The following is a 24,851-nucleotide window of genomic DNA, read 5'->3' on the forward strand; positions in this document are numbered from 1 at the left end:
AAAACCTGCGGCATCTGGCTGCTGTCGCTCCTGATCGTCATTGCCCCTGACGTGCTGCGGGCCATCGGCGCCATCAAGGACTGAACCATGCCGGCGTCCCTTATCGACAACCACCTGTCCTTCCAGCCTGCCGCCGAAATTCTGGCCGCGCGCGACAAGGACATGCCGACGCCACCCGGCGCCGGGCATGCGCTGGCCGCCATCGCCGAAGCCAAGGCCCAGCTACGCAGCATCAAGCCGCGCAACCTGGCGCCCTTCATGGCCCAGGCCTGGGGATTGTCGCCGCGTGGCGCCCGCCGCTCCGTGCTGATCGCCGCCGGCCTGGACGCAGACCGCTGGGAATCGCCTATCCATTCATTTACCGAGGAAGAGCGCATCGAGCTACGCGCCGCCACCTCTGCCGCTATCCGTGTGTACGAAAGACTGTTGAATGCAATCTAAACAAATCCTGCTGCCATCCCCGCAGCGTCACGAAGCCTTTTTGCGATCCGCCCAGTTCGCGCCCGAGCTGGCCCGCATCCCCTACAAATGGCGCAACCGTGTCATCACGGCCGCCCTGGCCAAGATGGCGTGGTCGTCCTGGTACAAAGTCTATGAGTCCGTGGCCACCGGCTTTGTGCGCGAGTTCGCTGACCTGTACGTGCCGGCCGGCGTGGACCTGTCGCAGAGCGACGCCGACATCGTGGCCACCGCCGAACGTGCGGCGGCCGGCGTGACCAAAATGCTGTGGATGGCCGTGTCCGACACGCACGCCTTGCAGATCATGGAAGACGAATGCGCCTCGTATGGCATCGAGCTGCCCGAGTTCGACGTTCTGGCCGACACCATCGCCCGCCTGGTGGACGCCCGCTGGTGGCGCCGCCAATTGCGCAAGCGCGTCAAGCGCGCCTTTGAAGCGGGCAATATCCGCCTGGGCTATGTGAACTATCGCGGCGAACCCTACGCCAGCAACGACGCCGTGCTGTCGCGCCTGGCACAAAATCGCCGCAACGCGGCAGCGCTGGCTGCCACCCTGGTGCAGAACGAGAACGGCCAGCAATTCAGCATCGCCGAGCTGGCCGAGAAGACCACCGCCAACAAGGCCATCCGGCGCGGCGAACTGATGTTGCGCATCAACGGTTTTGAGCAGATCGCCCGCGAGTGCGGCGACCAGGGCATTTTCATCACCTGGACGTGCCCGTCGCGGTTCCACGCCATGCAGCACAGCGGCAAGCCGAACGACAAGTTCGACGGCTCCACGCCGCGCGAAGCCAATGCGTATTTGGGCAAGATGACATCGCTGTGCCGTTCCGCACTGGCGCGCCGTGGCATCGGCCTGTACGGCTTTCGCATCGCCGAGCCGCATCACGATGGCTGTCCGCATTGGCATTTGCTGCTGTTCGTGCGCCCCACCGCGAAATACAAGACGGCCCACCTGCAGGACGTGGCCGGCCGCGCCATCCGCATCATGAAGCGCTACGCCTGGCGCGTGGACCGTGGCGAACCGGGCGCCTTCGCGCGCCGCCTGGACGTGAAACGCATCGACTGGGCCAAGGGCAGCGCCGCCGGCTACATCGCCAAGTACGTGGCCAAGAACATCGACGGCGTGGCCGACCACAAGACCAAGGAAGGCTATGTCGTCACGGCCGACACCGAAGGCGATGTCGAGCTGACGCCATCGGCGCGCGTCGAGTCCTGGGCCGCGTGCTGGGGCATCCGTCAATTCCAGCAATGGGGCGGCGCGCCCGTCACTGTGTGGCGCGAACTGCGCCGCATCGAGGAAAGCATGCTCAATGAAGCGCCGGCCGCCATGCGCCGCGCTTGGAATGCCGTGCAAAAGATCGACGGCGAAAAGCGCGCCTGCTGGGCCGAATACCTGCGCGCCCAGGGCGGCGCCCTGGTGCCGCGCAAGGAACTGATCGTTACGCTGGCCAAGGACGAAAAGACCGTCATCGGCCGCTACGGCGAAACGCAACGCATCACGCCCTATGGCGTGCGCTGCAGCGACCTCATCGGCGTGGTCTTCAAGTCCGTGCGCCATACGTGGACGCCGGTACAGGCCACAGGCGGGCGCGGGGTGGCTGTTGGGGTTGCCGTTCCTCGGACTCGTGTAAATAACTGTACGCACCGCGACCGCCCTGCCCCGGCCACGCCGTCGGCGGCGCCAGTGCCTGACCTGCCTGACGACGCAAAAACCGCGCTGATTGCAGCCTGGGCGGCCGTCAACGCCTGCCCATATCCCCGATTGATCGTCCCCGACAACCCACCCCAAGAAGGAAATGGCACATGAGCACCTATGCCGTGATCGTTCGCACGCAAACCGAACGCTTTGAATTTTTTGAGGTTGCCGCATCCAGCGGCGAGGTGATCGACGCCGCCATCGACCGCTACGGCGTGTGCGGCGTAACCGCCAAACTGAAAGGAGCACCGCAATGCTGAACACCTCGACCAATTCACCGCGGCAAATCGCCCTGGGCGACCGCGTGACATTCGATACCGATGAAGGCTACCAGGCCGGCACCGTCAACGACCTGCGCCGCGACGTGGGCAATGGCGAGCTGCATGCGTGGGTGGAACTGGACCACCAGTGGCCAGGCATGTTCCGCGCCGTGCCGCTGGGCGCAATCGAAGCGGTCAAGAAGGCAACCGCGCCCGTCGGGTGCCCAGCATGACTGCGGAACGCTCAGTACCGGCCGTGGCGGCCTTGTTCGTGCGCGCCAATTCCATTTACAAGACCATGCCGGCGGTTGATGCCTGGGATGCGGAACGCGACGCCCGCACCTGGCCGGGTGGTGTGCCCGTGGTAGCGCATCCGCCATGCCGCTCCTGGGGCACGCTGCGCCACCTGGCCAAGCCGCGTCCGGACGAAAAGGAACTTGCAGTATGGGCCGTCGCCCAGGTGCGCAAGTTCGGCGGCGTGCTTGAGCACCCGAAGCGCTCGACCCTCTGGCCACACTGCGGCTTGCCAGCGATCGGCGAGCGGGACAAATTTGGCGGCTGGACGCTCCCAATTTTCCAAAGCTCGTTTGGCCACCGCGCGGAAAAAGCCACCTTGCTGTACATCGTCGGCTGTGCGCCAGCTCAAATACCGGCCATGCCCATCGTCCTGGGCGACGCCTCGCATGTGATCGCCCCGTCCGGCCGCAACCGCTCCGGCGAGCGTCGCCGGAAGGGCGATCCAGGCTGGCGGCCGGAATGCGGTAAGGCAGAACGCGAGCACACGCCCGCCGAGCTGGCGCATTGGCTGGTGGCCCTGGCTCGACGCTGTGCGGTGCCCGCATGAACAGTCCATTCCTGTTCGATGGCCCGGGCGCCATTTCGTTCAGCGGCGGCCGTACCAGCGGCATGATGCTGTGGATGACGCTTCAAGCCTATGGCGGCACGCTGCCGGCTGACGTGGTGGTTTGCTTCGCCAACACCGGCAAGGAAGAGGAAGCAACCCTTGAATTCGTGCGCGACTGCGGCGAGCGCTGGGGCGTTCCCATCGTCTGGATAGAAAACCGCCCGCGCAACGAAGCGCGTGGCAAGGAGTTTGCCATCGTGGACTTCACAACGGCCAGCCGCCGCGGCGAGCCGTTCGCCAATCTGCACGACGAAAAGAAATTCCTCCCGAACCCTGTCGCGCGTTTTTGCACAGCGGAACTCAAGGTGCGCCCGATGCAGCGCTACCTGAAGTCGATAGGCCTGGTCGAGTGGACCACGTTTATCGGCATGCGCGCCGACGAGCCCGTGCGCGTGGCGCGGCTGGCGAACCAGGACTACGGCAAGCACGAGGTGAAAGAAGCGCCCCTGGCGGCCGCCGGCCTGACCGTGGCCGACGTCCGCGCGTTTTGGGCTGCACAAGATTTTGACCTGGGCCTGCCGAACATGAGCGGCAAGACGATGCACGGCAACTGCGATCTGTGCTTTCTGAAAGGCGGCAACCAGGTGTTATCCCTGATCCGCGAAAAGCCCAGCCGCGCGCTGTGGTGGATACAGCAGGAAAAGAACGCCCAGGCGTCCGGATCTGGTGCTGGCGGCTGGTTCCGCAAGGACAGGCCCAGTTACCAGGCGATGTATGACATGGCGATGAATCACGGGGAGCTGTTTCCCTTCGACGACGCTTTAACCGATTGTGGATGCACGGACTAGAAGGAGATTACGAAAATGGACCAATACAAAGAATTCTGCCGGCTGCGCGACTACCGCAAGCCTGGCGTCGAAGCGCCTCAATACACGGAGGCAGAGGCGTTTTCCTTGGCCACTGGTCAACCAGGCTGCGACGACCATTCTTCTGTGGGTTTGACCTACGTCGGCGTGCTGGACCACAGCGCCCGGCACCAATTCGAGCAGACAAGAACTATTTGATGAAGAAGGAAGGAGAAACACAGATATGAGCGACTTGGCATTGAGCGATCAAGAGGTTATCGACCTAACGCACTACCGGCGCGCGGCAGAGCAGCTCCGCGTCTTGAAGGAAATGGGCGTACCCGCCACCAGATTGCACGACAACACAGTTCGCGTGCTTCGCATGCATCTTATTCATCCCGCCACCATGCCGGCGGCCCCCGCCCCTGTAAGGAAGTCTGCCAGAAAATGAATCGTCATCGCAAAACCAATCGCGGCCTGCCGCGCCGGGTCTATCTGAAGAACGGCGCGTATCGCTACCTGGCGGCCGCGCCCATGCGTAACCCGGCCAATGGCAAAATTCAAAGCTGGATTCACCTTGCCTATGAGGCCGAGGGGGAAAGCAAGATGCTGGCAGCCCTGGCCACGCTGATGGGCAGTCCGCAACTTGTCGAAGGCTCGATGCCCCATGCCTGCGTGGAATTCAAAGAGAATAAGCTGGGCAACTACGGCAAGGACACGCAAGATGCCTACCGTCGCTATCTGGACGTGATCGCCGACGAGTTCGAAGAATTCCACGCATCCCAGGTGACAACCAAGGACTGCGCCGGCTTCTTGCGCGACAACTTCAAAAGCACGCCCAACACAGCGAAGAAGTATGCAGCACTGATGAGCAGGCTGTTCAAGTTCATCATCGGCGAGCTGGGCTTGCGCCAGGACAACCCTATCGATCAACTCGACATGTCCAGCTACAAGACCGGACGACGCGAGGTGCTGGCCACGCATGCGCAAGTGCAGGCGATACGCGAAGCCGGCATGATGAGCAAGGAACGCAAGGGCACAGGCTTGAGCATCCCGACGGCCAGCGGCCCAATGTTCGCCTGCATCATCGATATGTCCTACCTGCTGTGGGCGCGAGGCATCGATATCCGCATGCTGAAAGAATCTCAGATCGAAGATGGGCGGATCAGGATCAAGCCAAGCAAGACACAAAAAACCAGCGGCAAGGCCGTCGACATTATCGTGACGCCTGAGATTGCCGAAGTGATCTCGCGCGCCCGTGGACTGAAAATCAAGTATGGGCTGATCAGCCAATTCGTGTTTCCGACGCAAAAGGGCGGCGCGTACACCCGCTCCGGACTTAGTTCGATGTGGGATCGCGCAAAGGAGCGCATTGGCATGAAGGATGACGTCGTATTCCGCGATATCCGGGCCTTGGCGGCCACCGACGCGGCACGGCGCGGGGAGAACCGCAGCGACATTCAAAAGCGCCTGGTGCACACGTCAGGAAAGACCACGGATATCTACATCAAGGAAGTGATCGCAGATGTTTCCGAGATTCCTATGGCATTACCCTGGCTTGAGTAAAATTAGACTTTCCCAACTGACAGCCACCCTCTATTAGCACTGGATGGCTGCTTCCTCCCCATACCGTAAGATCGCCTTTTAACGGTTAAAGAGTGGAAGAGTTATGTTGGAAAAATACCATGGACATACGAATCCCATAGCCGGCAGATGAAAGCAATATCAGCGCCATGGAGATTGGCCTGGGTAATAAGACCAAAATCATCGGAAACATAAGCAGCCAAGTCTGGATTGCCCGTTAGTTGAAACACGGTCTTAAAGGCTGCTTCCCTAACCTCCTTGCTCGCCGTCTCGTCTACCGAATAGCCGACCACCAGCTTTTCATTGCTTTCAAGCCAGTCGGCATCGAAGGCAGCACTGTCTCTTAAATCTAGCACTGCATCCCAGTCACGCTCCTGCGCGAAAATTCTTTCGAAAAATACGCCGTCGTTGATCTTGCCTAAAATGTCGCTGGTTTGCATCACTTCTCCTATGAGGCAGCACATCGGGTATCCGCGGTCTGCGGCCAAAGAATACTCGACTTCATAGTTTTTAGCGATCAATAAAGCGCTCGCAAAAATGACCGCTACTGGCCGATTCTACTTGGTTGTGTCGCATCCGTCATCGCCACTTGCGGCCCCTTTGAGGGCATTCAAATTACAACTACGCTCAGCAAAAAACGGTTGTTGACGCTGCGCTGTTCCACGCATTAGCCAATCAGTTGCGCTCGTGCGTTTGTAAAATCCGCGCCATCAAGAGACTCAACAAAAACACTATGTCCCCAGAATAGTCCGCCGTCTTCATACCTAAGGTCAACGCTGGAGTCCCCAGTGATCGTTACGCTACTCAAAACGAAACGCGTTTTAAACTCAGTGGAACTGAGCATTGGATTTACTACAGTCTTGGTAGTGCCGTCGTCCTGGACCTCATCATACTCATTCCACCCAGAGTTATAGGTATCCAAGAGATCAGTTGTGATTATTTCCTTCGAAATCCGGTCGTAAGTTTCTAAAGAGCTTGCGATAATCGCGGCAAACGCCAACACATCATCGAGCGCAATATCATCCAGTTCAATTATTAGCGGGATACTGCGGCGATCGAAAAAAAGCGTCCCTACGCCCGATTCTTCACCAATTTCGAGAGTTCCTAACTGGGGATGTTGCACAAGTCCTCCTGATGCATAGATTGATTCTTTGTCTAACTGATCGTTGTAAACGACCGCTTCTGTCCGATAGCATCCATCGAAATGCTGCGGTGAGCAATTCATATGTCACGCAAACGGAAAAACCCAGCACCGATATTATACAAACGTATAATATACAGTACTGGGTTTCTATACAGCTTGCACTGTAACTCCTTGAATCTAATGGTCGGGGCGAGAAGATTCGAACTTCCGACCCCATGCACCCCATGCATGTACGCTACCAGGCTGCGCTACGCCCCGACGAGGTGGGAATTATAGCAGAGGCTTTTAGGTTTTTGCCATGCTTTGCGCATGATTCATATCGAACTGCGCAAACTTTTTTGCATGGCACGTCCAGGCGCCCTATTCGTTCAGCAGCAGCGCCGTCAGGACGATGCGGAAACCGGCGATCAGGGGTTCGACCTTCATGTCGGGATTGTGCACCGCCCGCACGGGCAAGCCCTGGTACATGGCGATCATGGTATTGAGCCGCCCTTCCAGCATCTCTTCGTCCGCCGGCAAGCCGCGCTTGATGCGCGCATCCCGTATGATGGAGAGAAACAGCTTGCGCGAGCGCACGTCCGCGCAATGCAACATTTCAGCAATCACGGGATTGCGCGATGCTTCGGCAAAAATCTCCAGCGGCATCACCCACGTTTTCGGGTCCAGACTTTCCAGCACATGCTCGCCAGCATTGTCGATCACGGCCTGCAGCGGATCTTCGCGCTGCGCCAGATCCTGCATCAGGTTGGTGACACGCTCCATATTCTTCAGGACGAAGGCGGCGATGATCGCATCCTTGCTGTCAAAATAATTATAGATGTGGCCCGCGCTCATGCCGGCCGCTTTCGAGATCTCGGCCATGCTGGCGCCGTGAAAGCCGCGGCGGCTGAAACAGCTTTCGGCCGCATCGAGGACCTGCTTGCGCCGCGTGTTGGCGCGCTCGGGATCCGGATGCTTCTTTTCAACTTGGTTCATGATTTTCCAGTAGCGCGCCAGCCCTGCCCTTGCGAGCAAGGACAAGGCCGGCGTCGGCGTCCCCGTGATTATTGGGCGCCGCCAGCCGCCGCGACGGCTGTCTGCTCAGGCTGCCAACCGCCGCCCAGCACCTTGTACAAGGTCACCAGGTTGGTCGACTTGGCCAGGCGCGCCGTGATGAGGCTTTGCTGCGCCGTGTACAGCGCGCGCTGGGCCACCAGGGCGTTCAGGTAGGACTCGGCGCCCTGCTTGTAACGCGCGTCGTGGATGGTGTAGCTCTTCGTCGACGCCTCGACCAGCGAGACCTGCGACTGCAGGCGCTCGTCGATGGTGCCGCGCTGGGCCAGCGCATCGGACACTTCACGGAAGGCGATCTGGATCGCCTTTTCGTATTGCGCCACGGAGATTTCACGCTGCACCTTGGCGATATCGAGGTTGGCGCGGTTCACGCCGCCATCGAAGATCGGCAAGCTGATCTGTGGCAAGAAACTCCAGGTGCCGCTGCCCGCCTTGAACAGGCCGGACAGGTTGTCGCTGACCGAACCCGCCGTCGCCGTCAGCGAAATGCGCGGGAAGAAGGCCGCGCGCGCCGCGCCGATGTTGGCGTTGGCCGCGCGCAAGGTGCGCTCGGCCGCCAGCACGTCGGGACGGCGTTGCAGCACGTCCGACGGCACGCCGGACGGAATGTCCGCCAGGGCCGTCACGGCGCCGAACTCGGCTGGCGGCAGCAGGTCGGCCGGCACGGGGCCGCCCACCAGCAGCACCAGCGCGTTTTGATCCAGCGCCACCTGGCTCGTGTAGACGGCCACGTCGGAACGGGCCGACTCCACGCTGGTCTGGGCGTCGTACTTGTCCAGGCCGGAAGTCGCACCGGCACTGAAGCGGCGCACGGCCAGGTCATACGACGACTGCTGGCTCTTCAAGGTATCTTGCGCCACGCGCAGGCGCTGCTGGTCGGCCACCAGGTTCAGATAGGTGCTGGCCACTTCGGCCACCAGGCTGATCTGCTGCGCACGGCGTGCTTCTTCCGTGCCCAGGTATTGTTCCAGCGCGCTGTCGGACAGGCTGCGCACGCGGCCGAAGAAGTCCAGCTCGTAGGCCGACACGCCCAGGTTCGCCGTGTACTGGCGATTGATGGACGCTTCGCCCGTGGCGCTCTGGTTTTTCGAGATGCGCGTGGCCGACTGGCCACCGGACGCCGACAGGGTCGGGATCAGCGCGGCGCGTTCGATGCCGTAAGTGGCGCGCGCCTTCTCGATGTTCAGGATCGAGACGCGCAGGTCGCGGTTGTTGGCCAGCGCCAGTTCCAGTACCTGGCGCAAACGCGCATCGGCAAAGAACTCGCGCCAGGCGACGTCCGCCACCGGCTTGGCGTCGGCGGCGGCCGTGTCGGCCTTGTAGGAAGGACCGGTAGGCCACGCCGTGGGCGCCGGCGCTGCCGGACGCTCATATGTGGGAGCCAGGCTGCAACCGGCCAGCAAGGCCAGTGCCGCCATGGAGAGTAGCGTTTTTTTCATATTAATGCGCATCCTTAGAAAGCGTGACGGCTGGCGAACCAGGCGTCGCCGGCGTGGCGGGCGCGTCCGGCTTCGAGAAGAAGCCGCGCACCAGCACGAAGAACACCGGCACGAAGAAGATACCGAGGAACGTGGCCGTCAACATACCGCCCAGCACGCCGATACCGATGGCGTTCTGGCTGCCGGAACCGGCGCCGCTGGAAATGGCCAGTGGCAACACGCCCAGGCCGAAGGCAATCGAGGTCATCAGAATCGGACGCAGACGCAGACGCACCGCATGCAAGGTCGCGTCCAGCAGCGACATGCCCGATTCCTGCATTTCCTTGGCAAACTCGACGATCAGAATCGCATTCTTCGCCGACAGGCCCACCACCGTGAGCAAGCCCACCTGGAAGTACACGTCGTTCGACAGGCCGAAGAACCAGGTGCCCAGCACGGCGCCGATCACGCCCAGCGGTACCACCAGCAGCACGGAGAACGGAATCGACCAGCTTTCATACAGCGCAGCCAGGCACAGGAACACGATCAGCAGCGACAGCGCATACAGCTGCGGCGTCTGCGAACCAGATTCGCGCTCTTCCAGCGACACGCCGGTCCAGCTGAAGCCGATGCCAGGCGGCAGCTTGGCGACCATTTCTTCCATCGCGTTCATGGCGGCGCCCGTGCTCTGGCCCGGCGCCGGCGTACCCAGGATCTCTACCGACGGCAAGCCGTTGTAGCGTTCCAGGCGTGGCGACGCGTAAATCCACTTGCCGGTGGCGAAGGCCGAGAACGGCACCATCTGGCCAGCGGTATTGCGCACGAACCACTTGTTCAAGTCTTCCGGCAGCATGCGCGAACTGGCGTCACCCTGGATGAACACTTTCTTCACGCGGCCACGGTCGAGGAAGTCGTTCACATACGAACTACCCCAGCCGACGCTCAGCACGCGGTTGATTTCCGATATCTGCAAGCCCAGCGCGGTCGCTTTTTGCTGGTCGATGTCGATCTTGTACTGCGGCGTATCTTCCTGGCCGTTCGGGCGCACGCCGACCATGGCCGGATTTTGCGACGCCATGCCCAGCAACTGGTTACGCGCCGCCATCAGCGCGTCATGGCCGACACCGCCGATATCCTGCAACTGCATGTCGAAACCGGTGGCGTTACCCAGTTCCAGCACGGCAGGCGGTGCAAACGTAAACACCATCGCATCCTTGATCTGCAACAACTTGCCCATGGCGCGACCGGCCACGGCCGGCGCTTTTTGCGCCACGTCCTTGCGCAGCGACCAGTCTTTCAGGCGCACGAAGGCGATACCCGTATTCTGGCCGTTACCGCCAAAGCTGAAACCGGCGACGGCAAACACGGAAGCGACGTTGTCTTTCTCGCTGTTCATGAAGTGGTCTTCGACCTGTTCGATCACTTTCAGGGTGCGCTCTTGCGTGGCGCCCGTCGGCAATTGAATCTGCGTAAACAGGATGCCCTGGTCTTCTTCTGGCAGGAAGGAGGTTGGCAGGCGCATGAAGACGAACACCAGGCCAGCCAGCAACAGCACGTACAACAGCATCGAACGGGCGCGGTGGCGGATCATGCTGCCGACCAGGCCCTGGTATTTGTTGCTGCTGCTATCAAAACTGCGGTTGAACCAGCCGAAGAAACCCTTGTTGGTCGCGTGATGGCCTTTTTCGACCGGTTTGAGCAAGGTGGCGCACAGGGCTGGCGTAAACACCAGCGCGACGATGACGGACAACACCATCGACGAGACGATCGTGATCGAGAACTGGCGGTAAATCACGCCCGTCGAACCGCCGAAGAAGGCCATCGGCACGAACACGGCCGACAGCACCATGGCGATACCGACCAGCGCGCCCGTGATCTGCGTCATCGACTTGCGCGTCGCTTCCAGCGGCGACAAGCCCTCTTCGCTCATCACGCGCTCGACGTTTTCCACCACCACGATCGCATCATCGACCAGCAAGCCGATGGCCAGCACCATGGCGAACATGGTGAGCGTATTGATCGAGTAGCCGAACGCGTTCAGGATGCCGAAGGTACCGAGCAGCACGACCGGCACGGCCATGGTCGGGATCAGGGTGGCGCGGAAGTTCTGCAGGAACAGATACATCACCAGGAACACCAGGATGACGGCTTCGACCAGGGTCTTGACCACTTCTTCGATGGACAGTTTCACGAACGGGGTCGTGTCGAACGCCACCTGGTAGCTCATGCCTTCAGGGAATTGCTTGCTCAGGTTGCCCAGCATGGCTTTCGCCGCATTGGCCGTATCGAGCGCGTTGGCGCCCGTCGCCAGCTTGATCGCCACGCCGGTTGCCGCATGGCCGTTGTAGCGGGCCACGGTGTTGTAGTTCTCGCGGCCCAGTTCCATGCTGGCCACATCCTTCAGGTGCACCATGGCGCCGTCGGTCGTGGTTTTCAGCAAGATGGCGCCGAACTGTTCCACCGTTTGCAATCGGCTTTGCGCCGACACGGTGGCGTTCAGCTGCTGGCCCTTGATGGACGGCGTGCCGCCCAGCTCACCGGCCGACACTTCCGCATTCTGCGCCTGCACGGCCGTGATCACGTCCGCCGGGGTCAGGTTGAAACTTTGCAGCTTGGCCGGATTGAGCCAGATGCGCATCGCGTACTGCGAACCGAACAGCGTCACGTCGCCCACGCCCGGCACGCGGCTGAGCGGATCGACGACGTTGGCGGCCACATAGTCGCTCAAGTCGGTCTGGTCCATCTTGCCGTTTTCGGAAATGAAGCCGAACACCATCAGGAAGTTCTTCGTCGCTTTCGACACGACAAGACCCTGTTGCGTGACAGCCGTCGGCAGCAGTGGCGTGGCCAGCTGCAGCTTGTTCTGTACCTGCACCTGGGCGATGTCGGGATTGGTGCCGCTGGTAAACGTCAGCGTAATGCTGATGCCGCCAGTCGCATCGCTCGACGAGGACATGTAACGCAAGCCGTCGATGCCCTTCATCTTTTGTTCGATGACCTGGGTGACCGCGTCTTCCACGGTCTTGGCGGAGGCGCCAGGGTAGGAGCCGCTGATCGAAATCGACGGCGGGGCAATGCTCGGGTACTGCGCGATCGGCAGGCTGAGGATCGAAATCACGCCGGCAAGCATGATGACGATCGCGACCACCCAGGCAAAAATCGGGCGGTCAATGAAAAAACGGGCCATTAATATTCTCCTGAATTAGTGGGCGCTGGCAGCCGATGCTGCGGCAGAAGCGGCAGCGGCAGGCGCAGGAGCAGCGTCGGCCTTGGCCGGCACGGCAACGGCGGGTGCGCCTGGCTTGACTTTTTGCAAGCCTTCCACGATCACGCGGTCGCCTGCGGCCAGGCCGGACGTCACCAGCCAGTTGGTGCCGACGGTGCCGCTGGTAGTCAGCACGCGTTGCTCGACCTTGTTTTCCTTGTTCAGGATCAGGGCAGTTGCCTGGCCCTTCTGGTTGCGCGTCACGCCCACTTGCGGCACGGTGATGGCTTTTTCATCGACGCCCGTTTCCAGCTGAGCACGTACGTACATGCCTGGCAGCAATTCGCCTTTCGGGTTCGGGAACAGCGCGCGCAGGATCACATTGCCGGTGGTCGGATCGACGCTCACGCCAGAAAACTGCAGCTTGCCCGATTCGCTGTACTTGCTGCCGTCCGGCAGGAGCAAGTCAACCTTGGCCTGGCCTTCGCCGACTTTTTTCAGCGAGCCGTCGGCCATCTGGCGCTTCAGGCGCAGCAAATCCGTGCTCGACTGGGTCACGTCGACGTAGATCGGATCGAGTTGCTGCACCGTGGTCAGGGCTTCGGCCTGGCCCGCCGTGACCAGCGCGCCGGCCGTCACGGTCGAGCGGCTGGTGCGGCCGCTGATCGGCGCCGTCACGGTGCTGTAGCGCAGGTTGATGTTCGCCGATTCCAGCGCCGCAGTGGCGGACTCGACGTCTGCCTTGGCTTGCTCGAACGCGGCGACGGCATCATCGTATTCCTGGCGGCTTACGCCTTCGATGGCAACCAGTTCCTTGTAGCGCGACGCTTTCGGGCCGGCCGTCAGCAAGTTGGCCTTGGCTTTCGACAGCGCGGCCTTGGCCGAATTGGCGGCCGCCTGGTAGGTGGCGGAATCGATCTGGTACAGGGCCGTGCCCGCTTTCACATCGCTGCCTTCGACGAACAGGCGCTTCTGGATCAAGCCACCGACTTGCGGGCGCACATCGGCGACCTGGTAGGCATTCGTACGGCCGGGCAATTCGGCGCTCATCGGCAACGCGGCCGGATTAACAGTAAACACGACCACCTGTGGCGCTTGCTGCGCGTGAGGTGCTTCCTGTTTTTTACTGCAGCCGGCCATGATTACAGTGGCGCACAGAACGGCAATAGCGCCGCTCGTACGCGGCGACGTCAGGGAAAAGGTTGGTTGCATCTTGGACTTTCTGAAAAAGAAGCTGGCTAGTGTCGTTAGAAATGACTAAATTTATTAACGCAGATCAAAGAATGAACGATCATTCTAAAATCGTCAAGCATCGTTACAATTGAAACATAGTAACTATCAAGCGAATTAAATTATCAATGAAGCAATAAAATGAAGACAGCGACAGCGTCTGCACGTCAGCCAGTTCGAACAGGGAGCTGGCGGGCGGCGGCAAAACGGCAATGCGGAAAGTTGGATTGAATGAATACTGTAGCAGGGTAATGCGTTTTTTGCTGAAGCCCTGATCGCGCGCGCAACACTGCCCTGCGCGCACACGCCCGGCCACCATAAATATTTACCAATGGTATCGAAAAGACATGCCGCGGCGGACGCGCTAGTATATTGACCAACGCGTGACAAACGCGTGACCACAGCGTGGCAAGCGGGGGCGCAACGATGACAGCACAGGAGCGACATACAAGACAGCGGGATGGCGCGCGGGGCACGGAGGCGCCGCCACTGCTGTCGACCGGCGTCGCCGGCCTCGACGCCATACTCGATGGCGGCTTGCTGGCCGAGCGCCTGTATCTGGTCGAAGGCGTGCCTGGCACGGGCAAGACCACCCTGGCGCTGCAATTTCTGGCCGAAGGGGCGCGCAACGGCGTGCCGGTGCTGTATATCGCCCTGGCGGAATCCGAGATCGAGCTGCGCGGCGCGGCCCTGTCGCATGGCTGGGACCTGGCCGGCATCGCCATCGAAGAAGTGGCGCCCAGCGACGACATCCTCGACCCCGAGCGCCAGTACACCATCTTCCACCCGTCTGAAATCGAACTGGCATCGACCAACCAGCGCATCCTGGCCGCCATCGAAAAGCATCGCCCTGCCCGCCTCGTGCTCGATTCGCTGTCCGAACTGCAATTGCTGGCGGAAAACCCGCTGCGCTACCGGCGCCAGGTGGTGGCGTTGAAACAATACCTGGCCAGCCGGCACTGCACCACCCTGCTGATCGATGACCGTTCCGCGCTGGACGACGGCTTGCAAGTGCGTAGCGTGGCCCACTGCGTCATTTCACTGGAGCTGCAAAACCAGGACTATGGCAATGACCGACGCCGCGTGCGGGTGGTGAAATACCGGGGCGTGCCGTTTCGCAGCGGCACGCACGACTACAAGATCGCCCGTGACGGCCTGGTCGTCTATCCGCGCCTGGTGGCGGCCGACACGCGCCGCGATGGCGGCCATCAGCGCCTGTCAAGCGGCGTACCTGAACTCGACATCATGACAGGCGGCGGCCTGGAAGAAGGCATGAGCACGCTCATTTCCGGCCCGGCCGGCAGCGGCAAGTCCACCCTGGCGGCGCAATTCGTGCACGCGGCAACAACGCGCGGCGAACCGTGCGCCATGTTCCTGTTCGAGGAAGCGCGCAGCAAGCTGCTGAACCGCGCCGACAGCGTCGGCATGCGCCTGCAGGCGGCGCTCGACTCCGGCCTGCTGAGCGCACAGCAAATCGATCCGGCCGAGCTGGCCCCGGGAGAATTCGCCCAGGCCGTCGTCGACGCGGCAGAAAGGGGCGCGCGGGTCATCGTCATCGATAGCCTGAACGGCTACATGCATGCGGTGCCCGATGAACGCTTCCAGAGCACCTATCTGCATGAACTGCTCAATTACCTGAGCCAGCGCGGCGTGGCCACCCTGCTCGTCGGGGTGCAGCAAAACATGCTGGGCACCTCGATGACGACGGCGGCCGACGCCAGCTACCTGGCCGACAGCGTCATCATGCTGCGCTATTACGAAACGGAAGGCGAGGTGCGGCAAGCCATTTCCGTGTTCAAGAAGCGCGGCAGCGCGCACGAGCGCAGCATCCGCCGCTTCGAGATCAGCCCGCAGGGCATCCGCATCGGCCCGGCCCTGGCCGGCTTTCACGGCATCCTGTCGGGCTTGCCCACCATCGGCGGCACGCCCTTCCCCTAGGAACTGCCATGGAGCAGCGCATCCTGATTTACGCGCCTGGCGGCCAGGACGCCGCCCTGGCCGCCAGGGTACTCGCCGGCGAAGCCATCGCCAGCCACGCCTGCCGCTCCGCCGGCGAGCTGGCCGAGCAGCTGGCGCTGGGCGCCGGCGGCGTGCTGACCGTGGACGAGGCCTTGCACGCAGGCGTCTACGCCGTGCTCGACGCCTACGCCCGCCAGCAGCCGGACTGGTCCGATTTGCCCATCCTCCTGCTGACGCACGCGGGACTCGATTCGCTGCCCTTGCAGCAAGCCGTCGCCACCCTGGGCAACCTGACCCTGCTGGAACGCCCCGTGCACATATTGACACTGATCACCTCGGCCCATGCCATGCTGCGCGCGCGCCAGCGCCAGTACCAGGTGCGCGAAACGCAGCGGCGCAAAGACGAATTTCTTGCCAGCCTCGGACATGAACTGCGCAATCCGCTGGCGCCCATCAAGACTTCCGTGGCCCTGCTCAAGCATCTGTACCCGGCATCGGAGCAGATCGGCAAAGTGAGCGGCGTGATCGAGCGCCAGGTGACACACCTGACGCGGCTGGTGGATGACTTGCTCAACGTGGCGCGCATCACCAGCGGCAAGATACTGCTGCAGCGCGAGGATATTGAATTACAACAAGTGCTCGACCATGTGATGGAACTATGCCAGCCCGCCGCCGACAGCCGGCACATCAGCATCACGCAGGCGTTGCCGCCGCTGCCCATCACGCTGCACGCCGACTATGCCAGGGTGGTGCAGATATTTGCCAATCTCGTGTTGAATGCCGTGAAGTTTACGCCGGACGGCGGGCACATCCACATCACGGTGCGCCTGGCACAGGGCCTGCTGCAGGTGATGATCGAAGACAATGGCATCGGCATCGAACCGGACGCCATCGCGCGCATCTTTTCCATGTTCGAACAGGGGCGCACGGTGGAAGGCCAGATGGCCAGCGGCCTGGGTATCGGCCTCAGCCTGGCGCGTCAATTTGCCGAGATGCATGGCGGCGGCATCGACGCCTACAGCGACGGCCCCGGCCGCGGCAGCCGCTTCATCGTCACCTTGCCGGCCAGCGCTGGCGACGCCCCGGCCGTCATGCCGCCGGCTGCCGTCCAGGAGTCCCCCACCGGCGCAAGCGAGCCCGTGCAAGTGCTGGTGGTGGACGACAACCTCGATGCGGCCGATTCCTTGCAAAGCCTGTTCCAGCTCGAAGGCTATGCCGCCAAGGTCGCGTATGGCGGCATGCAGGCGCTGGCGGCCGTCGAGATGGCGTGGCCGCAACTGGTGGTGATGGACCTGGGCATGCCGGACATGGATGGTTATGAAGCGGCGCGCCAGATACGCCAGCGTGCGCAAGGGCGCGACGTACTGCTGATCGCCCTGACGGGCTGGGGCCAAAGCGAGGCGCGCTCACGCACGGAACAAGCCGGTTTCGACCACCACCTGACGAAACCGGTGGATTTCGACGCCATTGCCGCCCTGCTCCGCGCACACCTCGCGCGGCAGGCAGGTGCGGCTACGCAGACGCAATAGCGCTTATTTCCACTTGCCGCGCAATTCCTGCACTTTCTGTTGCAGCAGTTCCGGCGTGGCGGCCTCGGGCGCCACGGGCATGCCGACGGCCAGCGACAAACGCGAGCGCAAGCCCGCCTTGAAGGCGCGCTCGAACAAATGGCCGTTGCGATGGCTCAACAGATGCCCCCACAAGCCGCGCAGCGCCAGCGGAATCACGGGCACCTTGCTGCGCTCGACTATCTTCGCAATGCCGCCCTTGAATTCGCTGATCTGGCCGGTGCGCGTCAGCTTGCCTTCCGGGAAGATGCAGACAAGCTCGCCCTCGTGCAGCGCTTGCGCGATATCGATAAACGCTTTTTCCATCAGGAAAGGATCTTCCTTGGCCGGCGCGATGGGAATCGCCTTGGCCGTGCGGAATATCCAGCCCATCAGCGGCATTTTGAAGATGCGGTGGTCCATGACGAAACGGATGGGGCGAGGGCTGGCCGCCATGATGACGATGGCATCCACATAGCTGACGTGGTTGCACACCAGCACGGCCGCCCCTTCCGTGGGGATGCGCTCGCCATCGACGACTTTGACCCTGTGCACGGTCTGGATCAAGATCCACGCCAGGAAACGCATGAGGAATTCCGGCACCAGCGAGAAGATGTAGGCGGCTACCAGCGCATTCAAAATGGCTGTGACGAGGAACAGCTGCGGAATCGTAAAGCCTTGGCCCAGCAGCACGATGGCCACGCCGGCCGCCGCCACCATGAACAGCGCGTTCAGGATATTCATGCCGGCGATCGTGCGCGAAATGTGTTTCGGGTCGCAACGCGTCTGGATCAGGGCGAACAGGGGCACGATGAAAAAGCCGCCGAAGACGCCGATCATGACGATGTCGATCAGAATGCGCGGCACGCCCGCCTGGCTGACGAACGCCAGCGCGTCGACCACTTGCGTATTCGCGTACGCATTGCTGGCGAAATACAGGTCGATGCCGAACAGCGACAGGCCGATGGAACCGAACGGCACCAGGCCGATTTCGATCTTGTGACCGGACAGGCGTTCGCACAGCAGCGAACCCGTGCCGATGCCGACGGAAAACACGGTCAGCAGCAGCACGAACACGCTATGGTCGCCATGCAGGAAATCCTTCGAGTACACGGGGAACTGGGCCAGGATCAGGGCGCCGTAAAACCAGAACCAGGAGTTGCCCAGCATGGCCAGGAAGACGGGACGGTTCTTGCGCGAAAAATTCAGGTTGCGGAACGATTCGGCGACGAAATTCAAACTCACCTTCAAGTCCGGCTCGGGCGCCGGCGTGCGCGGCACGCGGTAGCTGGCGATCAGGCCGAACACGGCCACGGCGATGGTCGCGCCGGCCACCAGCTCCACGCCCAGCGGCTTGTGCACGATCAAGACGGCGCCGAGGATTTCGCCCAGCAAAATGCCGACAAACGTCCCCATCTCGATCAGGCCATTGCCGCCGACCAATTCCTCGGGTTTCAGCTGCTGCGGCAGGTAGGCATACTTGACGGGGCCGAACAGGGTCGAATGCACGCCCATGCCCACCACGGCCGCCACCAGCAGCCACAGGGTGTGCGTCATCCAGCCGGCGGCGGCCACGGCCATGATGGCCAGTTCCATCCATTTCACGAAGCGGGCCAGGCCCGCCTTTTCAAACTTGTCGGCCAGCTGGCCCGCCGTGGCCGAAAACACGACATACGGCAAAATGAACAGGCCTGGGATCAGGTTGGTGATGGTGGACGGGTCGAGCGTGGTCCAGCTCAGCGCATCGTAGGCGAGGATCACCATCAGGGCCGTCTTGAACAGATTGTCGTTGAAGGCGCCAAAGAACTGGGTCCAGAAGAAGGGCCCGAAACGGCGCTGCGACAATAAGGAAAACTGGCTGCTTTGACTCATGGCATGGGGAACGGGCAATTAAGGAATTGCTAAAATACAGCACTATCTTGCGCACGACAATCTGAATGTCGTCATCTTGCTTGGCATCAATACGTAAAGCGCCGCGCCGCGCCATGCTGGCCCCGCACCCTACTACTTCCATGGCACAACAAAAAACGCCTTTTTCTTGATAATAAGGTAATGTGCGCATACATCGGGCGCCTTCGCCCTGACCATCCAGGAAAGCTGCCCCATGTTTGGATTGATATCGCTGATCATATTTGGCTTGCTGATCACCGCCTTCGTGCAGGTGCTGCAATACCGCAGGAAAGTGGCCGATCTGGAATTGCTGACGGCACGCCTGCGCAAGGACGTCGACAGCGTGCAGGCACGCCTGCACACGCTGGAAGGGCGCGCCGAAGCACCAGCTGCCGCGTCTGCCAGCATGGCGCCAGTGGCCGTGCCGGCGCCCCCACCCGCGCCCCAAGCCGCTGCGATCAAGGTGGCCGAAGTGGCGAAGGCCGCACCGGCAGCAGCCCCCGCGCCAGCCGCACCCGTGCCGCCGAAACCAGTTCCGCCAGCCCCGCCAGTTCCCCCCAAGTCCGCCCCTGCCGTCCCTGCCGTCCCCAACACCCCGTCCTGGATCGCGCACCCGAACGGTCTCGTTGCCAAGGCGAAGAACTGGCTGTTCACGGGCAACCTGGTCGCCAAGCTGGGCTTGCTGATCCTCTTCCTCGGCGTCAGCTTCCTGCTCAAGTACGTGTCGGCGCAGGTCACGCTGCCCATCGAGCTGCGCCTGGCCGGCATCGCGCTGGCCGACATCGCCCTGCTGGCCTGGGCCTGGCGCATCCGCATCAGCCGTCCCGGCATCAGCTTGCCGCTGCAGGGCACGGCGCTGGCGATATTGATGCTGGTGACGTTTGGCGCCTTCCGCCTGTATGAACTGATTCCGGCCGGCATGGCGTTTGCCGTGCTGTTCGTGCTGACGGCGTTCACGTGTTTGCTGGCCGTGCTGCAAAACGCCGTCTGGCTGGCCGTCTTCGGCATCGTCGGCGGCTTTGCCGTGCCCCTGCTCGTATCGACGGGCAGCGGCAACCATATCGGCCTGTTCAGCTATTACGCGCTGCTCAACGCGGGCGTCTTCGCCATCGCCCTGAAACGCGCCTGGCGCGTGCTGAATGTGCTGAGCTTTGGCTTTACCTTTGTCGTCGCCACCACCTGGGGCCTGCTGCGCTACACGCCCGAGCACTACCTGTCGACGCAACTGTTTTTGATCCTGTTCGTGCTGTTCTATATTGGCATCGCGATTGCCTACTGCGCGCGCCAGGCGCCGCGCTTGAAGCATTATGTGGATGGCACCCTCGTGTTCGGCACGCCGCTGGCGGCCATGGGCCTGCAATATGGCCTGGTGCGGCACTTTGACTTCGGCCTGGCGTTTTCCGCGCTACTTGCCGGCTTGACCTACACGGGACTGGCCGTGGCGCTGTGGCGCAGGACCGGCTTCAAACTGCTGGCCGAAGCCTTCCTGGCGCTGGGCATCGTCTTCGGCACCCTGGCCATCCCGTTCGCATTAGATGGCCGCTGGACCTCCGCCGCTTGGGCGCTGGAAGGCGCGGGCATCGTCTGGGTCGGCTTGCGCCAGCGTCAGACACTGGCCTGGGTCTTCGGTCTGCTGGTGCAGGGGGCCGCCTGGCTGGCTTTCCTTGGTGCCATGCAGGAACTCAATACGGCAGCGGCCCTGGACGCCAACATCTGGCTCGGCTGCACGCTGCTGGCCGCCGCCGCACTGGTGATGGCCTACAATTTCCGCCGCCACGGCAGTCACTTGCACCCGGAGTTCATGCGCAGCCTGTCCGTGCTGTTCCTGACGGCCGCCACGGTCTGGCTGCTGGGCGGCATCTGGACGGAAATCCTGCTGCGCACGGATGCCGCCACGCAATTGAACCTGCTGACCGTCAGCGCGCTGGCAGTGGCAGCCGTGCTGGCGGCGCTGGCGCGGCGCGAACAATGGCATGCGCCGCGCGCCCTGCTGCTGGCCGTGCAGGTGCTGGCCGGCATGGTCATGCTCAGCCGCGCCAGCTGGGCCTGGGACCAGCACCCGGCCAGCCTGTTCCAGGGTTCCTTCCTCAGCGCCCTGCTGCTGGGCGCCGCCGCCTTTGCCAGCGCCCGCTTCCTTGCGCTGCGCGCGCGCGGCGGCGACGAGCTGCCGGCCCTGGTAGCGCGCCCCCTGCTGGTGTGGAGCGGCTTGCTGTGGTTTGCCGCCATCCTCGTGCCCTTCACCAGCTGGCTGCTGCGCCTGATCGACGGCGACCTGACGATGCAGCCGCACGCGGGCGAGCACTGGCTGGCGCTGTACCTGATCGCCGTATCCGTCACGACGCCCGCGTTCGCCCTCTTGGCGCGGCGCCTCGATTGGCCGCAGCTGCGCTGGTTCACCGTGGCCGCCTGGCTCGGCCTGGGCTTGTGGAGCGTCAACATGCTGCTGGCGCTGTACCTGCGCGATTACCTGCCGACGGGCTTGAGCTGGCTGGCCCTGGCCAGCGCCCTGGCGGCCGGCGAATACCTGCTGCGGGCCTGGCCGCAAGCGGGCTGGCAACTCGACGTGCGGGCGCAGCGCCTGCTGCATACGCTACGCACTAGCGCGCCCTGGCTGATGCTGTGGCCGGTTGGCGCCATGCATGTCAGCGCCTGGCTGGCACAGCATGAAGACAAGGTCAGCCCTGCCTGGGCCCGCTACTTGCCGGCGTGGAGCATGATGCTGGTACTGGCATTGCTGATCCGCCGCTGCCGAGCGAACGCCTGGCCAGTGGCGCCGATTGCAGACTGGTACCAGCGTTATCTGATCCCGCTGGCGGCGGCATGGTCGCTGCTCTTGATCGCCGCATGGAACATTTTCGACGATGGCGCCATGGCCCCGCTGCCCTATTTGCCGCTGCTCAATCCGCTGGACCTGAGCACGGGCTTTGCCGTCCTGCTGGCCATTGCCAGCTACCGTTTATTCCCGGCCGGCCAGATCCCGCTGCCCGCCGTGTGGCAAACGCGCCTGCCTGTCGTGGCTGCGTGCTTGCTGTATGGCTGGTTCAACCTGATGCTGCTGCGCACCGTGTCGCATTATCTGGGCGTGCCATATACCTTTGACGCCATGCTGGCCTCGCAGTTCGTGCAAGCGATGCTGTCGCTCGTATGGAGCATCACGGCCCTGCTGCTGATGCGCCACGCGGCGCGCCAGCAGCGGCGCCAGCAATGGAGCATGGGCGCCGTGCTGCTGGGGCTGGTAGTCGTGAAACTGTTCCTGATCGACCTGTCCAACGTGGGCGGCATCGAACGCATCATCTCGTTTGTCGGTGTCGGCTTGCTGATGGTCTTGATCGGCTACCTGGCGCCCTTCCCCAAGGCTGCCGCGCCAGCGCCGGCCGAACCGCAACAAGGAGCCGCATGAAAGCCACATTGATCTGCTGCAGCCTGCTGATGGCAGGCGCCGCGCTGGCCGCGCCTGGCCAGGACCGGCCACAGGACTATGCCTGGAGCATGCCCATCCAGTCGCCGGCCGGCGCCGGCGTCGTGCAGCTAACATTGCCCAGGGAAGTCTACCTGCACGCCAGCTCGGCCAGCCTGGCCGACGTTCGGCTATTCGACGCCGACGGCAAGCGCCTGGCCTATGCCCTCGGCGCGCCGCCCGCGCAATCGGCGACGCAGCGGACAGCCATTCCAGTGCGCATTTTCCCGGTGACGGGCGCGCCGGCAACTGGCGACGGCTTGCAAGGCATCGACATCCGCACGGCCGACGATGGCCGCTTGCTGTCGGTCAGCGCACGCGCCGGCACGGCCGCGGCGACGGCGGCGCTGCAAGCGCTGATCCTCGATCTGGGCAGGCAAACGCAAGACAAGCGCATCGCCGCCTTGCGCTTCACGCCGCCGCCCCGCACGGACAATTACAGTGCGCAAGTGCTGCTGGAAGTAAGCGACGACCTGAAGCAATGGGACGCCATCGGCACCACCACCCTGAATTGGCTCAGCAACAGCGACACGCAAACCCTGGCCAACGACAGCATCGCCTTTGCGCCGCGCGCGTTTCGCTATGCGCGCCTGAGCTGGCAAGCAGGCGAACCGCTGGCCTTTGCGGCGATTACGGCGCAAGCCGTCAGCGAAACGGACATCCCCCCATCGCGCGCCAGCGTCGTGCTGCAAGGCGCGCCCGGCAAGCAGGCAAATGAATGGCGCTACGCCACTCCTCTCGCCATTCCCGCCGACAGCATCGCCCTGCAATTGACACAGACCAATACGGTACTGCCCGTAACCCTGGGCGTGTATCGCCAGAACAGCTATGTTCCCCGGCACCGGCTGCACCTGCGCCACCAGGCGCGTCCCGCGCAAGGCGCCTATTTCGATCCCCTGCTGAGCACCACGTTTTACCGCATCGGCCTCGATGGCAAAGAAAGGATCTCGGGCGACCTGGCCATGCCCGTGACGCAAACAAACGAATGGGTGCTGCAGACCTCCACGGAACATCCTGTCCCCGCAGCCAATGCGCCCTCCTTGCGCCTGGGCTGGACACCGGCCACCGTCGTTTTCCTGGCCAGCGGCAAGCCGCCCTATCAACTGGCATTCGGCAACAGCAACGCCGCCGCCGTTGCGCAACCGCTGGCGCAGGTGGCGCCCGGCTTCAGGGCGGACGAACTGCTGGCGCTCAAGACTGCCAGCGCCGGTCCGCTCAAACCCAACGGGGGCGTAGAGGCACCAGCACCCGTCACAAAGGACGGGGCGCCATGGCGCCTGGCCGCGCTGTGGGCCGCACTGCTGCTGGGCGTGGCCGTGCTGGGCTCTTTTGCCTGGCGTTTGCTGTCGCAGATGAAAGCGGAACATGGCAGTGCCGACAAGCAGGAGCAGGAACATTAACCTTAACCTTAACCGTCTGAACGCGGCACGCGCCGACTCACTGCCGCAGCAGTGCCTTGAACGTCCGCGGCATCCACGGCCGCGCCGCCAGCATGAAGCTGATGGCCAGGCGCTCATCACCAGGCAGGCGCGCGTCTTCCTGGTGCTGCTGCGAGAATTCCACGGCCACTTGCTTCAGGCGTTCGAGCAAGGCTGCCGTGGATTTTTTCGACAGCATCACGTTCACCAGGCGCAGCAATTCCGTCTCACCATCGAACTGCGAGTTCAAATAGTCGCCATAGGCTTCCTTTTTGAAATACGTGTGGATAGGGCCGTCCGGTATCCACGCAAACGTGCGCGCCACCAGCAGTTTGACCCGGTTATTCGGCAGCAGTTCCAGAAAACCGATCTTGTCGAGACGCAGCAGGTATTTCACGGCTTGCGCCTCGCTGATGTCGTAGATGGCGATGATCTGTTCCAGCGGCAGCAGGTTCAAGGCGGAGACGGCCACCACGAACAGCCTGGGATCGTCGATGATTTCCTTCTCTTGCGCATACGTCAGCCCCGTGATCAGGGTCGGCGTGGCCTGCGCCGCATGTACGGCCTGCGCCAGTTGCTGGAAATCGCTGCCGATGGCGACCAGGATCTGGTCCAGCCGCTGCAGCGTGAATTGCTTCTGCGAAAACATGCGCTTGACGCTGGCTTCGGATATGCCGATGCGCTGCGCCAGTTCGGCATACGTGACGGAGCGCGCTTTCAACAGGCGTTTCAGGGCTTCGATCAAGGCGTGGGTCTGGGGCATGGCGATCCTTTAATTACTACAAGCCAATATAGTATCAAAAAGTAATACCATGAGTATGACTGCCCACTACGAGTAG

21 protein-coding genes and 1 tRNA gene are annotated in these 24,851 nt (G+C 62.5%); 13 read left to right on the forward strand and 9 right to left on the reverse strand.

The annotated features are described in order from the left end of the window. The first annotated feature begins 87 nt into the window (after positions 1 to 87). Genes FG13_RS30925 through FG13_RS11290 form a run of 9 tightly spaced genes read left to right on the forward strand, consistent with a single transcriptional unit; the run spans position 88 to position 5,673 of the window. Positions 88 to 441 carry a hypothetical protein gene (locus FG13_RS30925; RefSeq protein ID WP_035820917.1) on the forward strand — a complete coding sequence of 118 codons (354 nt, stop codon included), beginning with the start codon at positions 88 to 90 and terminating at the stop codon, positions 439 to 441. After that, positions 431 to 2,269 carry a replication endonuclease gene (locus FG13_RS11260; RefSeq protein WP_081922534.1) on the forward strand — a complete coding sequence of 613 codons (1,839 nt, stop codon included), beginning with the start codon at positions 431 to 433 and terminating at the stop codon, positions 2,267 to 2,269. The genes FG13_RS30925 and FG13_RS11260 overlap by 11 nt, the downstream gene beginning before the upstream one ends. Continuing rightward, positions 2,266 to 2,418 (forward strand): hypothetical protein, encoded by a 153-nt coding sequence (locus FG13_RS30655; protein WP_200880271.1) that lies wholly within the window; start codon positions 2,266 to 2,268, stop codon positions 2,416 to 2,418. The genes FG13_RS11260 and FG13_RS30655 overlap by 4 nt, the downstream gene beginning before the upstream one ends. After that, a complete protein-coding gene (locus FG13_RS11265; RefSeq protein WP_051958924.1) occupies positions 2,412 to 2,651 on the forward strand; it encodes a hypothetical protein in 240 nt (79 codons plus the stop codon). Before FG13_RS30655 ends, FG13_RS11265 begins: the two co-directional genes overlap by 7 nt. Beyond that, positions 2,648 to 3,262 (forward strand): hypothetical protein, encoded by a 615-nt coding sequence (locus tag FG13_RS11270; RefSeq protein WP_200880272.1) that lies wholly within the window; start codon positions 2,648 to 2,650, stop codon positions 3,260 to 3,262. Before FG13_RS11265 ends, FG13_RS11270 begins: the two co-directional genes overlap by 4 nt. Further along, positions 3,259 to 4,110 carry a phosphoadenosine phosphosulfate reductase domain-containing protein gene (locus tag FG13_RS11275; protein WP_051958926.1) on the forward strand — a complete coding sequence of 284 codons (852 nt, stop codon included), beginning with the start codon at positions 3,259 to 3,261 and terminating at the stop codon, positions 4,108 to 4,110. Before FG13_RS11270 ends, FG13_RS11275 begins: the two co-directional genes overlap by 4 nt. Positions 4,111 to 4,125: 15 nt before the next feature. Then, positions 4,126 to 4,326, forward strand: a complete 201-nt coding sequence (locus FG13_RS11280) for a hypothetical protein (RefSeq protein WP_035820919.1) — start codon at positions 4,126 to 4,128, stop codon at positions 4,324 to 4,326. A 25-nt stretch (positions 4,327 to 4,351) separates the two neighbouring features. Then, complete coding sequence (locus tag FG13_RS31255; protein WP_035820921.1) at positions 4,352 to 4,558, forward strand: DUF4224 domain-containing protein; 207 nt, start codon at positions 4,352 to 4,354, stop codon at positions 4,556 to 4,558. Next, positions 4,555 to 5,673, forward strand: a complete 1,119-nt coding sequence (locus tag FG13_RS11290; RefSeq protein ID WP_035820923.1) for a tyrosine-type recombinase/integrase — start codon at positions 4,555 to 4,557, stop codon at positions 5,671 to 5,673. The genes FG13_RS31255 and FG13_RS11290 overlap by 4 nt, the downstream gene beginning before the upstream one ends. Positions 5,674 to 5,774: 101 nt before the next feature. On the opposite strand, the gene FG13_RS11295 is transcribed toward FG13_RS11290, so the two are convergent. From FG13_RS11295 to FG13_RS11325, 7 genes are all read right to left on the reverse strand, one after another. Beyond that, the gene (locus tag FG13_RS11295; RefSeq protein ID WP_035820925.1) at positions 5,775 to 6,131 is read right to left on the reverse strand and encodes a hypothetical protein; all 357 of its coding nucleotides are present in this window, start codon (positions 6,129 to 6,131) and stop codon (positions 5,775 to 5,777) included. 227 nt (positions 6,132 to 6,358) lie between these two features. Then, entirely contained in the window at positions 6,359 to 6,814 is a 456-nt protein-coding gene (locus tag FG13_RS28965) for a DUF2262 domain-containing protein (protein ID WP_051958928.1), read from the reverse strand. Positions 6,815 to 7,016: 202 nt separating this feature from the next. After that, positions 7,017 to 7,093, reverse strand: a tRNA-Pro gene (locus FG13_RS11305). A gap of 102 nt (positions 7,094 to 7,195) precedes the next feature. Beyond that, complete coding sequence (locus tag FG13_RS11310; RefSeq protein WP_035820927.1) at positions 7,196 to 7,810, reverse strand: TetR/AcrR family transcriptional regulator; 615 nt, start codon at positions 7,808 to 7,810, stop codon at positions 7,196 to 7,198. Between the two features lie 68 nt (positions 7,811 to 7,878). Beyond that, positions 7,879 to 9,327, reverse strand: a complete 1,449-nt coding sequence (gene adeC / locus FG13_RS11315) for an AdeC/AdeK/OprM family multidrug efflux complex outer membrane factor (protein ID WP_035820929.1) — start codon at positions 9,325 to 9,327, stop codon at positions 7,879 to 7,881. A gap of 1 nt (position 9,328) precedes the next feature. Continuing rightward, positions 9,329 to 12,493 (reverse strand): efflux RND transporter permease subunit, encoded by a 3,165-nt coding sequence (locus FG13_RS11320; protein WP_035820931.1) that lies wholly within the window; start codon positions 12,491 to 12,493, stop codon positions 9,329 to 9,331. A 15-nt stretch (positions 12,494 to 12,508) separates the two neighbouring features. Beyond that, on the reverse strand, positions 12,509 to 13,723 hold the full coding sequence (locus tag FG13_RS11325; protein ID WP_035820933.1) for an efflux RND transporter periplasmic adaptor subunit: 1,215 nt from the start codon (positions 13,721 to 13,723) through the stop codon (positions 12,509 to 12,511). A gap of 444 nt (positions 13,724 to 14,167) precedes the next feature. Between FG13_RS11325 and FG13_RS11330 the strand changes: the two genes are divergently transcribed. Next, positions 14,168 to 15,679, forward strand: coding sequence for an ATPase domain-containing protein (locus tag FG13_RS11330; RefSeq protein ID WP_081922536.1), 1,512 nt, complete (start codon positions 14,168 to 14,170; stop codon positions 15,677 to 15,679). Positions 15,680 to 15,687: 8 nt separating this feature from the next. After that, the gene (locus tag FG13_RS11335) at positions 15,688 to 17,229 is read left to right on the forward strand and encodes a hybrid sensor histidine kinase/response regulator (RefSeq protein ID WP_035820935.1); all 1,542 of its coding nucleotides are present in this window, start codon (positions 15,688 to 15,690) and stop codon (positions 17,227 to 17,229) included. A 3-nt stretch (positions 17,230 to 17,232) separates the two neighbouring features. On the opposite strand, the gene FG13_RS11340 is transcribed toward FG13_RS11335, so the two are convergent. Continuing rightward, a complete protein-coding gene (locus FG13_RS11340) occupies positions 17,233 to 19,119 on the reverse strand; it encodes an MFS transporter (RefSeq protein ID WP_035820937.1) in 1,887 nt (628 codons plus the stop codon). Between the two features lie 232 nt (positions 19,120 to 19,351). Between FG13_RS11340 and FG13_RS11345 the strand changes: the two genes are divergently transcribed. Further along, entirely contained in the window at positions 19,352 to 22,537 is a 3,186-nt protein-coding gene (locus FG13_RS11345) for a DUF2339 domain-containing protein (protein ID WP_035820939.1), read from the forward strand. After that, positions 22,534 to 23,994 carry a DUF3999 family protein gene (locus FG13_RS11350; RefSeq protein ID WP_051958930.1) on the forward strand — a complete coding sequence of 487 codons (1,461 nt, stop codon included), beginning with the start codon at positions 22,534 to 22,536 and terminating at the stop codon, positions 23,992 to 23,994. The genes FG13_RS11345 and FG13_RS11350 overlap by 4 nt, the downstream gene beginning before the upstream one ends. Before the next feature lie 37 nt (positions 23,995 to 24,031). Here FG13_RS11350 and FG13_RS11355 read toward each other — a convergent pair whose 3' ends face one another. Beyond that, a complete protein-coding gene (locus tag FG13_RS11355) occupies positions 24,032 to 24,775 on the reverse strand; it encodes a helix-turn-helix domain-containing protein (RefSeq protein WP_035820941.1) in 744 nt (247 codons plus the stop codon). Between the last annotated feature and the right edge of the window lie 76 nt (positions 24,776 to 24,851).

Source organism: Janthinobacterium sp. RA13 (genome assembly GCF_000745325.1).
Taxonomy (GTDB): domain Bacteria; phylum Pseudomonadota; class Gammaproteobacteria; order Burkholderiales; family Burkholderiaceae_D; genus Janthinobacterium; species Janthinobacterium rivuli.

What these genes read in the sequence shown, in the direction of transcription:
- FG13_RS11280 (WP_035820919.1), top strand. Translation starts at nt 4,126, where the DNA reads ATGGACCAATACAAAGAATTCTGCCGGCTGCGCGACTACCGCAAGCCT.
- adeC (WP_035820929.1), bottom strand. Translation starts at nt 9,327, where the DNA reads ATGAAAAAAACGCTACTCTCCATGGCGGCACTGGCCTTGCTGGCCGGT.
- FG13_RS11340 (WP_035820937.1), bottom strand. Translation starts at nt 19,119, where the DNA reads ATGAGTCAAAGCAGCCAGTTTTCCTTATTGTCGCAGCGCCGTTTCGGG.
- FG13_RS11270 (WP_200880272.1), top strand. Translation starts at nt 2,648, where the DNA reads ATGACTGCGGAACGCTCAGTACCGGCCGTGGCGGCCTTGTTCGTGCGC.
- FG13_RS11325 (WP_035820933.1), bottom strand. Translation starts at nt 13,723, where the DNA reads ATGCAACCAACCTTTTCCCTGACGTCGCCGCGTACGAGCGGCGCTATT.
- FG13_RS11295 (WP_035820925.1), bottom strand. Translation starts at nt 6,131, where the DNA reads ATGCAAACCAGCGACATTTTAGGCAAGATCAACGACGGCGTATTTTTC.
- FG13_RS11310 (WP_035820927.1), bottom strand. Translation starts at nt 7,810, where the DNA reads ATGAACCAAGTTGAAAAGAAGCATCCGGATCCCGAGCGCGCCAACACG.
- FG13_RS11330 (WP_081922536.1), top strand. Translation starts at nt 14,168, where the DNA reads ATGACAGCACAGGAGCGACATACAAGACAGCGGGATGGCGCGCGGGGC.
- FG13_RS11265 (WP_051958924.1), top strand. Translation starts at nt 2,412, where the DNA reads ATGCTGAACACCTCGACCAATTCACCGCGGCAAATCGCCCTGGGCGAC.
- FG13_RS11260 (WP_081922534.1), top strand. Translation starts at nt 431, where the DNA reads ATGCAATCTAAACAAATCCTGCTGCCATCCCCGCAGCGTCACGAAGCC.
- FG13_RS30655 (WP_200880271.1), top strand. Translation starts at nt 2,266, where the DNA reads ATGAGCACCTATGCCGTGATCGTTCGCACGCAAACCGAACGCTTTGAA.
- FG13_RS30925 (WP_035820917.1), top strand. Translation starts at nt 88, where the DNA reads ATGCCGGCGTCCCTTATCGACAACCACCTGTCCTTCCAGCCTGCCGCC.
- FG13_RS31255 (WP_035820921.1), top strand. Translation starts at nt 4,352, where the DNA reads ATGAGCGACTTGGCATTGAGCGATCAAGAGGTTATCGACCTAACGCAC.
- FG13_RS11275 (WP_051958926.1), top strand. Translation starts at nt 3,259, where the DNA reads ATGAACAGTCCATTCCTGTTCGATGGCCCGGGCGCCATTTCGTTCAGC.
- FG13_RS11345 (WP_035820939.1), top strand. Translation starts at nt 19,352, where the DNA reads ATGTTTGGATTGATATCGCTGATCATATTTGGCTTGCTGATCACCGCC.
- FG13_RS11350 (WP_051958930.1), top strand. Translation starts at nt 22,534, where the DNA reads ATGAAAGCCACATTGATCTGCTGCAGCCTGCTGATGGCAGGCGCCGCG.
- FG13_RS11320 (WP_035820931.1), bottom strand. Translation starts at nt 12,493, where the DNA reads ATGGCCCGTTTTTTCATTGACCGCCCGATTTTTGCCTGGGTGGTCGCG.
- FG13_RS11290 (WP_035820923.1), top strand. Translation starts at nt 4,555, where the DNA reads ATGAATCGTCATCGCAAAACCAATCGCGGCCTGCCGCGCCGGGTCTAT.
- FG13_RS11335 (WP_035820935.1), top strand. Translation starts at nt 15,688, where the DNA reads ATGGAGCAGCGCATCCTGATTTACGCGCCTGGCGGCCAGGACGCCGCC.
- FG13_RS11355 (WP_035820941.1), bottom strand. Translation starts at nt 24,775, where the DNA reads ATGCCCCAGACCCACGCCTTGATCGAAGCCCTGAAACGCCTGTTGAAA.